Genomic DNA, 14,185 nt, shown 5'->3' on the forward strand with positions numbered 1-14,185 from the left:
AAGGCTTCAAGCACTTTTCTATCAATCTTTATTTCAACGCTACACGGAAGCCTGTGGTTATAATTCAAAGGAGTGAACAGCCGATTTATTCCTTACTTTTATTATTCCCTACTGAAACTTTTCAAGCACTTTCTGGTTAATGAGGACATGTAACGTTCCTTGATTCAGATTGCCGCGATCCTGGTCTGGAGGGAAGGACTGTCCATTTCCAGACTACTGTGGTTCGCCAGCTCAAATGCGGATTTCGGGATGATTCCGATGCCGAGATTGTCTTTCTGACAAGTCTCGTGGATCATCTGGTAGAATCAGCGGTAAATGACCAGAGGTTGCTCGTGCAGCTCTTCGAATTATTGTTTTATGCTTTATTCAAGTTGTTGAAAGTAAATTTCTAATGTTGATGAATCAGAATATTCTTTCTGTTATTTCTACAGTTGGGATCTATTTACATATGAGGTTATAAGGATTATATTGGCAATGTAAGTGAAAACAATAGATGGAAGGGGATGTTTTTTATGTTTAAAAAAGCAGCACTAGGGATTTCATCGTTAGCAATCACAGCGTTCGTCGGATTAGGAATGGCAACAGAGGCTTCTGCTGGACCAGCAGCACCACTTACTTCATTAAACGTCGTACAAGTAGAATCTGAACTGGGCGGAGTAGAAACGATTAACCAGAACAGCTTTAGCACATCACGTAATCACGGAGGAAAATACTTATATATTACCACGAAAGAAATGGGATATGGCCAAAACCCATTTGCTAAAATGAATGGATCTAATGTAAAAAGTATTGGATCCACTATAATTGGTGGAAGACCGATCGTTGGCTGGTATTATAAATGGGATGCTTCTGGACACCAACAAGGAACATTTGAGTACCAAAAGACATCTATAAATGCACCATTTAATACAATGCGTACATCAATTTATATCCAATAGTTTTGAAAGCGTTCGCACATTTAAATAGTCAAAGAAAAGGCACTCCTAGGAGTGCCTTTTCTTTGACTTGAACCATGTTCATATATATATTCCCCATCCCATAAAAACACTTCCCATAAAATAGGATCCTAGACACCAATAGACTTTATTTGAAAAATAGTTTACATATAATAGAAGATGGATGGGAAATACAAATAGACAACAATGAGCAGCAGCAAGTATTAAAAGAAAAGTAGATACAATTAGGGGGCGTATTTCATGTATAACTTACAAGAAGATATGTATGAACAATTGAAAGAGAAAAAAGGGGAAGTTACTGTGTTTTTAAAGAATGGCGTTCCAGTACGTGGGCAGATCCTTGCAACAGATAAATCTGCCGTCCTAATGATGGTTCATGGTAAGCAACAACTAGCCTATAAGCAAGTAATTTCCACAATTCTTAAGTAATTCTTTTTCCTTTTTTCGAGAGAAGAGGAAAAAACACAAAAAAATAGAAGATTGAGATCAATCTTCTTTAAAAAAGGAACAGATGACAGATTACTACTCCAACTCTTAATCAATTATAAATAAGTACATGTAAATATTCAATCCATTCCAAGTTTTCTCAACATCTTTGTCTTATTTTTAAATTATAATATAAGTAATTCTTTTTATTATTATATGTTTGTTCTTTCCTGTTACAGAATCCTTAAGCTATTAAGGATTCCTTTTCTTGTATCTAAAATCCAAAAACAAAAAGATAAGATTCGGAAATACGATCTTATCTTTAGCACAAGGAGTAAACAAAAGGATAACCATCATATTGTTAGTATAATTTGTTTTTTTGTTAATTTTGAATATTAGAGCTGTAATTAACAAGTATATTTATATTGAGAAATTTATTACAAAATTAGTTACAAATGATTCAAAACTCCAATGTAAACTTTTATTTTATTGAAGCTTATTCCACAAACATACCCGTTTGTTCATTTTTTACTGTTTGAAAGCCATACTCTTTATATTGATTCATTTATTGGAAAAACCGAAAGTTTTAAACTCTCTCTATTACATATTTACTTTTGGAAAAATAGCCTAACTCCAAATACTAATAATACTGTGCCAGTAATACCCTCTATTGTACGGTTCACCTTTTCTTTTCTTAAAAAAGTTCTTAATTGACGTATTAGAGAGATATAAAATAAATACCATATTGCTGTCAAAGTCGTAAATGTGAATCCCAACAAAAGAAATTGGAAGAAATGACTTTGATTACTCACAATAAATTGGGGTAGAAAACTAAGGAAAAATACAGCCGTTTTTGGGTTTAAGATTGCCGTGGTAAATCCTTGTCTAAAACTTTTAACCGTTCCAATATCCTTAGAGTTTACTTCCACTGAACCTGACATATCTTCTTTTTTAGAAAAGGCACTTTTAATTGACTTTACAGCTAAATAAATTAAATAAAATGCCCCAGCATATTTTATTAATGTAAATAGCATAGCAAATTTCATTAAGATAGCAGAGAGTCCTAGTGTAGCCATTATTGTATGAATCATCATTCCAGATACCGTTCCTAAGACGGTCTTTATCCCACCATTTCTACCATGAGAGATAGTGTTTTTGTAACTAAAGCAAAACCGGGACCAGGCATCATTATAATAAGGAGTGCTGTTAGGATAAATAGCAAATAATTTTCCACGTTCTGGTATTTCCCTTCTGATTTTTAGTTTCGCTTATAGTATAGCTTTTTTCCTTAAAACATTAAATATAAAAAGTGTGATCAGGATAGTATCATAAACTTTCAAGGTGTTGTAATTGATTTATAGAGGACTTCACTTAAATAATGTTCTTCTGTAAATGAGCGTTTTAATGAAATGCCATTTATACAAATAATCAGATTTTTTATGGAATGATAACGCAATTAAATAAATTAAGAGCGTTTTTTAATTACTTTTTCTCGGAACAATCTTAATTTTCTTTTGTTTATTGAGGGTATTAGTATCAACTTGACCAAATATTATCCAAAAACTACATTGATAAAACAGACAGCAAAGCTATGCATACATTTTCTTTAGACAATTAGCTAAATATCATTTAAGCTGTAATTTTATGAAAATATAATAGCTGATTTCAAATATAATTGTAAATAAATGTAAGTATATGACCTGTTTTTACACGTATCTCGGTTATACCCCATATTGATATAAAGGCGTTATCCTTTCCTATGATTTCTCAGAAAGAATACTGCCTTTTTCTTTTTAGGGGGTATTTTGTCTAGTTAGCTTGATAGCGATGTGGTTCTACCCCTTATAAATGTTACAAAAATCTTTCAAATAGCTCTAACTTGCACAATGCTTCCCGTTAATATAATACGCTGATTCTGTGAAAACCGTAAATACAACCTCTACTTCTGGAAGTCCCAAATCCATTATATATGTAGTAATGGCCTTGGCAAATCGATCACGAATTTCCTGTCCACGCTCGAACCATTTCACTTCAATAAGAGGAAACGCTTCTATTTCTTCTCCATTGAATATAAACGTAGAACTTGGTAGTTCCAACGTAAAATTATCCGTACCACACTCACAAATTTCTGCGAGCTCTTCTACTAATGGCTTACTTAAGTGTTTTAATTGTTCAGTAGTAATTCCACGAAACACAACATGCGGCATGTGAATCCCTCCGTTAGATAGCTTTATATTTGCTCACATCATAGCACAATTTATTTTGCTACACTAGAATCTATTGATACATTTCAATGACATTCTTAAGAATGATCATATGTTATTGAAGCAATACAAGTATTGTAACTATTTAAAACATATGAGTGCTCGGTAATTGGGTAAATAAAAAATGCCTTATCATTCTCCCTGTAAGGAGGCATGAGGGGGCCTCTATTAGAAAAGGGATGGTGCGCTTATATATTTTAAAAAGAAAAGACACCCTAAAGTGCCTTCCTCCGACTTGATAACCACTTTAATTTTAATAACATTGGATTCCCATCCGAATATTATTTTACCACGTTAAGTAATGTTAGTCATTGAGAAAGTCAAATACGTAGTGTTCATATATAGTGACCCCTAGGATCAAACAAGATTTAATACAGTTTTTTTGTTGATCCAAAAACAAACGATAAACCTAAAACCGCGCTAGAATAGAAATGTATGAAAAAATGCATAGGTCCATAGAACGAAAAAAGGAGGTTTCCTTGAGAGAGTAGGGTTCCTCTTTTTCCTTGCTACTTATAATGAGACGTTATATCAACCTAACATGTATAGGATATACACTGTTCCTTATTCAACTAAATGGCAGGTTAGTTGAATTGTATTTTGGTCAATATGGGAATTTTCGGATGCCCTCTAGAATATAAAAAATATAGATTGTATTATAGGGGGTATATAATGAAACAAAACATTTATGATAATCCGTTTTTCTTTAAAAAGTATAAGTCATTACGTGAAGCTGGATTTACCTTTAATGATTTTGTTGAACAGCCAGCAATTAAATCTATAATTGCTAATCTTACAGATAAGTCTGTATTAGATTTGGGATGTGGAACTGGTCACTTTTCTATGTACTGTGTAGAAAATGGTGCCTCGAAAGTTATGGGAGTGGACATCTCAAGAAATATGATTGAACAAGCTGAAATGTATAACAAAAATGAAAAAATAGATTATATGTGTGTACCAATAGAAGAACTTAATTTGCCAAATCAAAAATTCGACTTAATAACAAGTTCTTTAGTTATACATTACATAGAAGATTACTCACATCTAATTAAGAAAATAAGTGGTCTGTTAAAAAATGATGGTGAATTTATCTTTTCAACAGAACATCCAATAGTAACAGCTCGAAAGGAAATGAATAATTGGTTTAAGGATAATAATGGAAATAGATTACATTGGGCATTAGATAATTACCAAGAAGAAGGAAAAAGGGAGGAACATTGGTGGATAGATGGTGTTGTTAAATATCATAGAACAATTTCAACATTAATTAATACTCTAATAGACAACGATCTTGTAATAGAGAAAATTATTGAGCCAGAGTCAACTCCAACAGGATTAGAAAAAATGCCAGAATTAATAAATGAAAAACGGAGACCATCTTCTATTATCATTAAATCAAGAAAATATTAAGGTTGAACCCCCGTTGATTAACTACTGGCTTTATTTTTAAAAAAAGAGTAAAAATTTTTTCTAATTTTAAAAATAAGATTGTGAAGAAATACACTTAAACTAACGGGTGCTTTAAGTGAGCAAGAAATTAAAAACTTTTAACTTCAGCTTTCGAAAATTATGTAAATAAGTTGTCCATATGGACAGCTTATTGTGTTTTTAGCTTAGCGTGGGTTTTTTTCGAAATGCTGGCGGTACCCCATCGTCATCAAGCTAAAATTTTATAGTACCCTCAGAACAAGATTTTTTTCTAATTTGTAACTGAAAAAGATAACAGGATAATATACTAATCATTTAATGGGAAGGGGATGTGATTGAGGTGAATAATGCATATAATGAAAAGACGCATACATCGATTAAACAATTATTAAAAAAGTTTTCACCAAAAGCTCCTGGCTTTGCATATATTGCTAGTTTTGATAGCGTGGTAACTTATAAAGGTGCGGTTGCCTTAGCTACTATAGAGGGAAATATACCTATAACTACTAAAAATATTTTTAATATTGCCTCGGTTTCTAAACAATTTACTGCGTTTTCTATATTACTCTTAGAACAAGAGGGAAAATTGAGTTTAGATGATTCAATTGTAAGGTTCGTTCCTTCTATAGGAGCATATGCTGAACCTGTAACATTGAGACACCTAATTCATCACACTGGTGGACTAGTTGATTATATGGAATTGGCTGTATCAGCAAATATTAAATTTACAGATACATTAACTGTGGAAGAATCGTTAGAGCACCTTAAAAATCATCAAATTGCAAGGTTCCCAGCTGGCACAAAATTTGAGTATAGCAATACAGGATATTTTTTATTATCACAAGTGGTAGAGAAGGTAAGTGGCAAGTCTCTACGTCAATTTACAAAGGAGCGTATTTTTGATCCTTTACATATGAGAGACACAACAATTGTAGATTGCTACCCAACAACTATACCAATTATTAGTGGGTATTCGAAGAATGAGCAAGGAAAATATAAAATCTATGAAAGCCCTTGGGAACATACAGGTGATGGGGCAGTTCATACAAATGTTGAAGATCTTGTAAGATGGGGAGAAAATTTAACTACAGGCACTGTTGGTGGAAAAGAACTTGTTAAAAGAATGAGCGAAATAGGTCCGAAAATTTCTCCAACTGGGGAGACGATTATTGACAATGAAGATTATGCTTTTGGGCTAAGGCTTGCAGAAGGTTTTAACTGTCGATACTTGGAACATTCAGGTAGCTGGGCAGGTTATCGTTCACACTTCATGCGGTTTCCAAAAGAATATTTGACTGTTGTAGTACTAAGTAACTATGATGGATTTGACTCTAAAAAATGTGCTAATGAAATAGCAGAAATTGTTTTAGAAAAGTAAAAAATAGGGCGTAGAAGACAGTATCTAGATTTGGTTAACCTCACGTTGTTTTAGGTGTAATTGATTTTGAGAACGGAAGGCAAGCATATATTTATGCCTGCCTTTTTTCGTATTAAAACGAAGATAAATATTAATATTAATATTTATACAGTTAAAAAAATAATTAGAAATTTTTTAAATATAGATTAATTAATGAGGTCGAATTTTAAAATTTTTAAATTGATATATAAAAATTATATATTATGATTATCAAACTCAATTTTATTAAAAATTGAAATGTTAATTAATATTCCTATTGCTATTAAATTGACCATTAAAGAACTTCCACCAAAACTTACAAATGGAAATGGGGTACCTGTAAGAGGAAATAGTCCTGTAATACCACCTAAATTTACAACAGATTGCATACCGATCATACATCCTATACCAATTGCTATAAAACTGCCAAATGGATCTACACATAATTGTGCAATTTTTAAGGAGCGAAGTACTATAGTCAAAACTCCAGCCAATATAATAAATACACCAATAAATCCTAGTTCTTCAGAAACTATTGCCATTATAAAATCTGTATGTGGTTCCGGAAGATAACCTGTTTTTTGTATGCTATTTCCAAATCCACGACCAGTGATTCCTCCGGAGCCAATGGCAATAAAAGAATTTACAAGCTGGTATCCATTTCCTTGCGCATCAAGAAATGGATTGAAAATCGTAGTAATACGTTTCTTTTGAACTTCTGACAAACTATTTTGAATCAAGAAATATAAAATAGGTAACCACAAAATAGAACTGATGATAATTCTTTTGATTAGTAGATTTATATTTATTCCTGAGCAAAGAAATATGCTAAAACCTATACCTAATATTAAAAGTGCAGATCCTAAATTTGGTTGTTTAAAGATAAGAAAAAAAATTGTAGCTAAAAAGAATAAAAGTTTTCCGATACCTCTCCAGTTATTTTTAGCTTGTTTTTGTCTTAATGCAAAAAAGCGGGCTGTTACAAGTATTGTTCCTAATTTAAGAAATTCAGCTGGCTGTATTCCAAAGATCCATGATTGGGCATTATTTACCACTTTTCCTTTCCATAAAACCATAATCAATAAAAAAATCCCCCCAACCATAATACAGATTGAGACTATTCGTTTTTTCCATATTTCATATGGGAGTAAAGCACAAACTATTAACCCTATTGTTCCTAAAAGTAGCTTTGTTAATTGAGAATCAACAAAATGTCTACTGTTATAACCGTAATGTTGGACAGCGACAATGGAGCTTGCACTATACATCATGATAATACCTAAAGTACATGTTATGAATAGAGGAAGGAGCAATAGATAATCGAGTTTTAATATTTTTTTCATTTTAATATCCTCCTGATTTAAAACAAAACATAATATTACATTTGCTTATGAATAGAATCTTGTTCTCGTCAATTACTAAATATGACTTTTGTTTAGGAAGATTCTATCGCTTACTCCCTGTTTTTTTACGCAAAAATCCCCCTAGTATGTAACTAGAGGGATTCAAAATGGCATGACTAAATAAGGCTTTTTTCCCCCTAGTAGAGCTTTGGCACTATACAACGTAAAGTAATGAAAATTCATTACTTAGCTATCTTAAGAAGAGCCTTAATCCGACAATTCCTGTTCTACCCATTGGCGTCTTTCGACATTTTTGGGCAATAGCCTGTGTTTGCATAGGAGCCTCACCTAACAGGTTAAGCAATATAAATTTTATGTGTTTGTTTCGTGTAGCAAGCATAAATATATTTTTTTTGCTTGTCAAGCAACCATATTGCTAATTTTATTTGTTTTATTGCTTTATAGTCCTTTGAGAAATGATTTGAAAAAATGTATGTAATCATTCCGTATAAGTACATATTTTTGACTTGTAGTGTATCGTTTGATTAAGTAGTTTAACCATATAAATTTGATAAACAGTAAAGAAGATTTTAATCATAAAAGAAGATTTTTTTATGAATGTTCTTTTGATATACAGAATGACTAATTATTCATCTTTTGTTATAAAATTGGAATTTGATTAAAAACAATAAATTTCATATGTTTTATTACGTTTCTTTGAATTAAATCTATTTGAATTCTATGTTTTTTAAGGAGAATTTTAAATTTAAAATAAAATATAATTTCATTTTCTATAAAAGATTTTTTTATGAATGGAATTGAAAGTCAGTTGACAAATATTAAATTCTGGTTTAAATTTTGAAGTAATTCAATAAACTTTGTTAGGTGAGGCTCCTGTATAGAGAAACGCTGCTGCCCAAAAATGTCGAGAGACGCCAATGGGTCAACAGGAACGGTCGGATTAAGGCCCTTTTTAATGTAGCTGGTTATAAAAACCTATGCTATACAGTGCTAAAACTCAACGAGGGAGTGGTATACGATTTGATAGAAAGGCACCTCTGTGATTTTGGTAGGGCGGTCTTAATAATCATTTATTTGTATTGTGAAAAAACCTTTACTCCTTTTTGAGTAAAGGTTTTTCTGTTTAATTTTATTTATTTTTATCTGGTCTATATTCAAAAAGGAGGTAATTCTAACTAATGAATTTATTGCAATGTAACTATTATTGCTCTAATAAAAAATTTAAGGCAGATAAAATAAAACAAAACCACTCATGAAACTCTAGAGTCTCCCTTAGCAATATGAGGAGGAGTTAACATGAAGAAATTATTAAAGGAATTACTTGTAACCAAAAATAACTTGGATGCAGAGAAAGTTTTACGTCATCCATCGTATGATATTGCACAAGAAGTAAAACAGTTTTCAATTGAAAATCAAGTCATATTGCTAAATACGATTCCTGTATTAAAAAGCTCTAAAATTCTTCAATATATGGGTGCAGAAGAAAAATATAATATCTTAATTCACTTATCTGAAAACAAAGCTAAAAAGTTACTAAATTTACAACCGATTGATGAATTAGTAGATTTACTGCTAGCGGTTCATCCGGAAAAACAGGCTAAATTAATGGCGTATCTAGATAAAATCACAAAACATAACGTGAAAAAATTGATGACCTTCAAACCTGAAACGGCAGGAAGTCTTGTAACAAGTGATTTTGTTGCAGTTAGAGGAAATTGGTCAGTAAAAATGACATTGAAGTACATTAGGGAACATTCTAAAAATGTAGAATCAATATCTTATAGTTATGTTCTTGATAGTCATGGTTATCTTGAGGGAATCGTTTCCATACATGAGTTATTACTAGCAGCAGATGAAGAGATATTATCTACTATCATGATTCAAGAGGTAATTTCAGTACACGCTGAAGTTGACCAGCAAGAAGTTGTAAAAAAGCTACTGAATTATAATTTAGCAGCAATACCTGTCACAACAGCAAATAATAAAATGATTGGTATTATAACATTTGATGACGTAATGAATGTTATGGAAGCAGAAGCTACAGAAGATATTCAAAAGTTAGGCGGAAGTGAACCATTGAATCAATCTTACTTTGAAGCTAGCATTTGGAGTATTTTCTTAAAACGTCTACCATGGTTATTACTTCTTTTTGTTGCTGAAGCATATACAGGTACGGTATTAAAGTATTTTGAAGACGAAATTGAAACTGTAGTTGCCCTTGCTTTCTTTGTTCCATTATTAGTAGGTACTGGAGGGAATACAGGAACACAGGTTGTAGCAACAATTACTCGTGCAATTGGTATTGGAGAGGTGAAATTTAAAGACATTTTCCGTGTAATGAAAAAGGAGTTTGCAATTGGTATGCTTCTTGGACTTGCACTTGGGATAGCTGGGCTCACTCGCGCTTATATGTTAGGAGTTGGAACAGAAGTTGCACAAGTTGTAGCAATCACTTTATTATTTATTGTTATTTGGGCCTCTCTTGTTGCAGCTGTTTTACCTTTGATTCTAAGAAAATTAAAACTAGATCCTGCAGTTGTTTCAGGTCCATTTATTACAACATTTGTTGACGGGACAGGATTAGTAATTTATTTCATGGTTGCAAAAACGTTATTAAATTTGTAAGTATACACTCAAATAAATACGAAATGTAAAATAAGTATTTTGCATTGCTTGCTAAGACTTAGTGGGGAACTCGGGAATGAGGAAAATCAACGCTTTTGTCTTTATTAAAAAATATTTTAAAGGATTCATTGAATGTAATTAATACCGGAGGATAAAACTATGAAACATCTAAGAAAAATCTTCAAACGAATTTTGCTTCTATTTTCTATTTTCATGCTTATTGGCATAGGAATATTATTTGGTACTAGCTATGGCCGAGAGCTTCGTATAACAATCGCTGGAAGTATACTAACTTCTCAGCATCCACAATATGCGAAATATACATTCCTAACCCAAAAGGAACTAGATAAACTGCAAGATAGAATTAATCATCCGAAATGGTCAAACAGTGATGAGCATATTTATAAAAAAATAGCAGGAAAAAGATTAGAAGAATTAAAAAATCAGCCATTAGAAATTGATGTAGAAACAATTAAAAGCAATAAAGATAGTCGTTTTCTTTTCGAAGGAAGGTTAGTTACCATAAGCAATCCCTTCAATGTTAAACTTGTTAGTCATCTAGGAACACAGGGCGCTAACAGAGGAGAAAAAATTAGTGTAATGGCAAAACGTAATCATGCACTTGTTGCTGTGAATGCAAGTGGATTTGCTGATGAAACAGGGAGGGGTGGAGGAAATATGGCAACTGGCATAGTAATAGAAAATGGGAAAGCTATTGATACGAATATGGATAGAAATACCCCTACAATTATTACGGGTTTAACAAAGTTTGGGCAAATGATAACAGGAAATTATTCTACCCAACAACTTTTGGATAAACAAGTTGTTTCCGCAGCTGGATTTATGCCACAGTTAATTGTTAATGGAGAAAAAATGATTACAGAAGGAGACGGCGGTTGGGGTTCGGCTCCACGAAGTATTATGGCCCAAAAAGAAGATGGTACAATTATGTTTCTAGTTATTGACGGTAGACAGACGCATAGTATAGGAGCTACGTTAAAAGAGTGTCAAGACATCCTATATGAAAAAGGAGCTATAAATGCAATGGCAATGGATGGAGGTTCTTCTGCTACGCTATATTTAGGGGGAAAGGTTATAAATTCGCCTTCCACATTATCTCATGAAGATCGTTATTTACCGAATGCTTGGGTGGTAACAGCAAACCAAAAACAAAAAATAAAGATGACAATTGATGGGAGAAAAATAGATACCAAAACATCAGATGAATTTGATGCGAACATTTCAACGAATTTATGAATTATTAAAAATAGAACAAATACATGAGTTTTATCTCGTTAGTTGGAAAATTGAAATTATTTTTTGAAATTAGAAATTATTATTTCATATTCATGATTTGCACAATATCAAATGAGAGTGATGAGGATTCCAAATTTACGGAATTCTTATCACTCTTTTTTAGTTTTTTGTAAATATGGAACAATATCCTTACTTTCACTGTCTATTAAGCGTTAAAACATTTTTTATTAAATAAATTACGAAAGGAATCATCATTTTTAACTAAGGGAGAAGATTGAATTGAAAAAATTATGGATGCTGCTTTTCGTTTGTTTCGCAGTTTTGTTGGTAGGATGTAATAAAAACGAACCACCAAAACAAGCATTTGAAGAATATATCAATTTATGGAATGATAGAAAATTTGCAAATATGTATGATCATTTATCAGACCATGCCAAAAAATCGATTTCTAAAAAAGAATTCACAGAAAAATATCAAAAAATCTATGAGGGGATTGGAGCTAATAATTTAAAAGTTAAAATGAAAGGAGAGAATACGAAAGATAAAGAGCTTTTTCTTTTTGAAGTTAAGATGGATACGGATGTAGGACCAGTTTCATTCATCCATGAAGCAAAACTTGTGAAAGATAAAGAGTCTTGGGAAATAGATTGGACACCAGACTTCATCTTCCCAGGTATGAAAAAAGATTACAAAGTACGTATGCAAATAGAGCAAGGAAAACGCGGAGAAATATATGATCGAAATGGAAAAGGGCTTGCAACGAATGGTAAAGCGACTGAGGTTGGAATTATTCCAGAGAAACTAGGCGAAACAGCAGCGCAAACGAAAGAAATAGTAGCACAATTACTTGATATGTCTATAGAAGAGGTCGAACAAAAGCTCACAGCGAAGTGGATAAAACCAGACTCCTTTGTACCAATTGGCATTTTAAAAGAGGGAACCAGACAGAATGATTATATTGAATTAGAAGGAGTTTCATCTCACCCAGTAAATATTCGTACGTATCCATTAGGTGAAGCAGCGGCACACTTAACTGGATATATAGGAAAGGTGAATGCGGAGGAGTTAAAATCACTTCAAAAACAAGGTTATCAAGCAGATGATTTAGTAGGTAAGACTGGTTTAGAGAAAGTGTTAGAAAATAAATTGCGTGGTGAAAAGGGTGGACGCGTATTTATAGAAGATGAGAAGGGGAAAGAGATTAAAAACGTAGCAAAAAAAGAAGCCAAAGAAGGAGAAAATGTTACGTTAACAATTGATGCTGCAATTCAAGAAAAAATCTTTAATGAGATGAAAACTGAAGCAGGGTCTAGTGCAGCGGTCAATCCTAAAACAGGTGAAACAATCGCACTTGTAAGTAGCCCTGCTTATAATCCAAATATAATAGTTAGAGGAGCATCGAAAGCCCAACGAGAAGCATGGAGTAACGACTCGAAACTACCAATGACGAATCGCTTTACACAAGCATTTGTACCAGGTTCCGTATTTAAAACGATCACAGGTGCAATTGGTTTGGAAACAAACACAATAAATCCGAAGGAAGAATTTAAAATTCAAGGATTGAAGTGGACAAAAGATTCATCTTGGGGAAATTACTATGTAACGCGTGTAAAGGATGCAAGTCCAATTGATTTTGATAAGGCAATGAAGTATTCTGATAATATTTATTTTGCTCAACAAGCTTTGAAAATGGGAAAAGATCAGTATGTAAAGGAATTTAAAAAGTACGGATTTTATGAAAAATTACCAATCGAATACGAATTTCCTATTTCAATCATTGCAAAAGATGGGATAAAAAACGATATTCAACTAGCAGACACGGGCTATGGACAAGGACAAGTATTAATGACGCCACTTCATTTAGCATTAACATATGCACCGATTGTGAATGAAGGGAATATTCCGTCGCCACATCTTTTAAAAGAAGCAAAAGTAGCAGGGAATTGGAAAGAAAATGTGGTTTCTAAAAAGAATCAAGAAATATTAAAGAGTGCATTAATCAAAGTCATTAATGACCCTGATGGTGCAGGGAGAATTGCAAAGGTTGATGGTGTAACGCTTGCTGGTAAAACTGGTACAGCAGAACTGAAAGAGTCGAAAGAAGCAGACGGAAAAGAACTGGGATGGTTCGCAGCTTTCGATGCAAATGCGCCAGACATGATTGTTACAATGATGATTGAAGATGTAAAAGGAAGAGGGGGAAGTAACGTTCCAGGTGAAAAAGTAAAACATGTATTTCAGAAATAATACTTAATTATAAGGTGAATTTTTTGACTACATTTATTACATGTTTGCTTAACTCAAAGATATAAATTGGTGAAAATATAGAGCAATGAAATTTCAAAAAAGCATTCTTTCTAATCGAGAATGCTTTTTTGCTGCGACTCTAGAAAGTTAATACCTTATCTTAATTTTCATTTCTGAAAAGTTGGCATTGCTAATGGTAAATAGAAGAGTATAGCAAGTTGA

The 14,185-nt window shown here is 32.5% G+C and carries 9 protein-coding genes, 1 pseudogene and 2 riboswitches; of the genes and pseudogenes, 7 read left to right on the plus strand and 3 right to left on the minus strand.

Annotation, left to right across the window (positions count from 1 at the left end):
* The first annotated feature begins 512 nt into the window (after positions 1–512).
* On the plus strand, positions 513–938 hold the full coding sequence (locus MR112_RS12525) for a DUF4879 domain-containing protein (protein WP_000472918.1): 426 nt from the start codon (positions 513–515) through the stop codon (positions 936–938).
* A gap of 258 nt (positions 939–1,196) precedes the next feature.
* Positions 1,197–1,385 (plus strand): RNA chaperone Hfq, encoded by a 189-nt coding sequence (gene hfq, locus MR112_RS12530; RefSeq protein ID WP_078187432.1) that lies wholly within the window; start codon positions 1,197–1,199, stop codon positions 1,383–1,385.
* A 605-nt stretch (positions 1,386–1,990) separates the two neighbouring features.
* Here the strand turns inward: hfq and MR112_RS12535 are convergent.
* Both MR112_RS12535 and MR112_RS12540 read right to left on the minus strand, forming a co-directional pair.
* Positions 1,991–2,616: pseudogene (locus MR112_RS12535) on the minus strand (LysE family translocator).
* 640 nt (positions 2,617–3,256) lie between these two features.
* The gene (locus MR112_RS12540; RefSeq protein WP_001120963.1) at positions 3,257–3,589 is read right to left on the minus strand and encodes a DUF1904 family protein; all 333 of its coding nucleotides are present in this window, start codon (positions 3,587–3,589) and stop codon (positions 3,257–3,259) included.
* A 729-nt stretch (positions 3,590–4,318) separates the two neighbouring features.
* On the opposite strand from MR112_RS12540, the gene MR112_RS12545 reads away from it, so the two are divergent.
* Complete coding sequence (locus MR112_RS12545) at positions 4,319–5,056, plus strand: class I SAM-dependent methyltransferase (RefSeq protein ID WP_074553486.1); 738 nt, start codon at positions 4,319–4,321, stop codon at positions 5,054–5,056.
* Positions 5,057–5,414: 358 nt separating this feature from the next.
* Positions 5,415–6,452 (plus strand): serine hydrolase domain-containing protein, encoded by a 1,038-nt coding sequence (locus MR112_RS12550; RefSeq protein WP_078187430.1) that lies wholly within the window; start codon positions 5,415–5,417, stop codon positions 6,450–6,452.
* A gap of 233 nt (positions 6,453–6,685) precedes the next feature.
* On the opposite strand, the gene MR112_RS12555 is transcribed toward MR112_RS12550, so the two are convergent.
* A complete protein-coding gene (locus MR112_RS12555; RefSeq protein WP_074553482.1) occupies positions 6,686–7,813 on the minus strand; it encodes an FtsW/RodA/SpoVE family cell cycle protein in 1,128 nt (375 codons plus the stop codon).
* Positions 7,814–7,999: 186 nt separating this feature from the next.
* Positions 8,000–8,176: riboswitch (M-box (ykoK) riboswitch) on the minus strand.
* A gap of 507 nt (positions 8,177–8,683) precedes the next feature.
* Positions 8,684–8,849, plus strand: a riboswitch (M-box (ykoK) riboswitch).
* 281 nt (positions 8,850–9,130) lie between these two features.
* On the opposite strand from MR112_RS12555, the gene mgtE reads away from it, so the two are divergent.
* The 3 genes from mgtE (at position 9,131) to MR112_RS12570 (ending at position 13,963) form a co-directional block, all read left to right on the plus strand.
* Entirely contained in the window at positions 9,131–10,459 is a 1,329-nt protein-coding gene (gene mgtE, locus MR112_RS12560) for a magnesium transporter (protein ID WP_048538641.1), read from the plus strand.
* Positions 10,460–10,618: 159 nt separating this feature from the next.
* A complete protein-coding gene (locus MR112_RS12565; RefSeq protein ID WP_078186951.1) occupies positions 10,619–11,716 on the plus strand; it encodes a phosphodiester glycosidase family protein in 1,098 nt (365 codons plus the stop codon).
* 279 nt (positions 11,717–11,995) lie between these two features.
* Positions 11,996–13,963 carry a penicillin-binding transpeptidase domain-containing protein gene (locus MR112_RS12570; RefSeq protein WP_000737758.1) on the plus strand — a complete coding sequence of 656 codons (1,968 nt, stop codon included), beginning with the start codon at positions 11,996–11,998 and terminating at the stop codon, positions 13,961–13,963.
* The last annotated feature ends 222 nt before the right edge of the window (positions 13,964–14,185 follow it).

The organism is Bacillus cereus group sp. BfR-BA-01330 (genome assembly GCF_022663885.1).
Lineage (GTDB): Bacteria > Bacillota > Bacilli > Bacillales > Bacillaceae_G > Bacillus_A > Bacillus_A cereus.

Bases quoted from the DNA above. Each gene is read 5' to 3' on its own strand.
- MR112_RS12555 (WP_074553482.1), bottom strand. From the start codon at position 7,813: ATGAAAAAAATATTAAAACTCGATTATCTATTGCTCCTTCCTCTATTC.
- MR112_RS12565 (WP_078186951.1), top strand. From the start codon at position 10,619: ATGAAACATCTAAGAAAAATCTTCAAACGAATTTTGCTTCTATTTTCT.
- mgtE (WP_048538641.1), top strand. From the start codon at position 9,131: ATGAAGAAATTATTAAAGGAATTACTTGTAACCAAAAATAACTTGGAT.
- MR112_RS12540 (WP_001120963.1), bottom strand. From the start codon at position 3,589: ATGCCGCATGTTGTGTTTCGTGGAATTACTACTGAACAATTAAAACAC.
- MR112_RS12525 (WP_000472918.1), top strand. From the start codon at position 513: ATGTTTAAAAAAGCAGCACTAGGGATTTCATCGTTAGCAATCACAGCG.
- MR112_RS12545 (WP_074553486.1), top strand. From the start codon at position 4,319: ATGAAACAAAACATTTATGATAATCCGTTTTTCTTTAAAAAGTATAAG.
- hfq (WP_078187432.1), top strand. From the start codon at position 1,197: ATGTATAACTTACAAGAAGATATGTATGAACAATTGAAAGAGAAAAAA.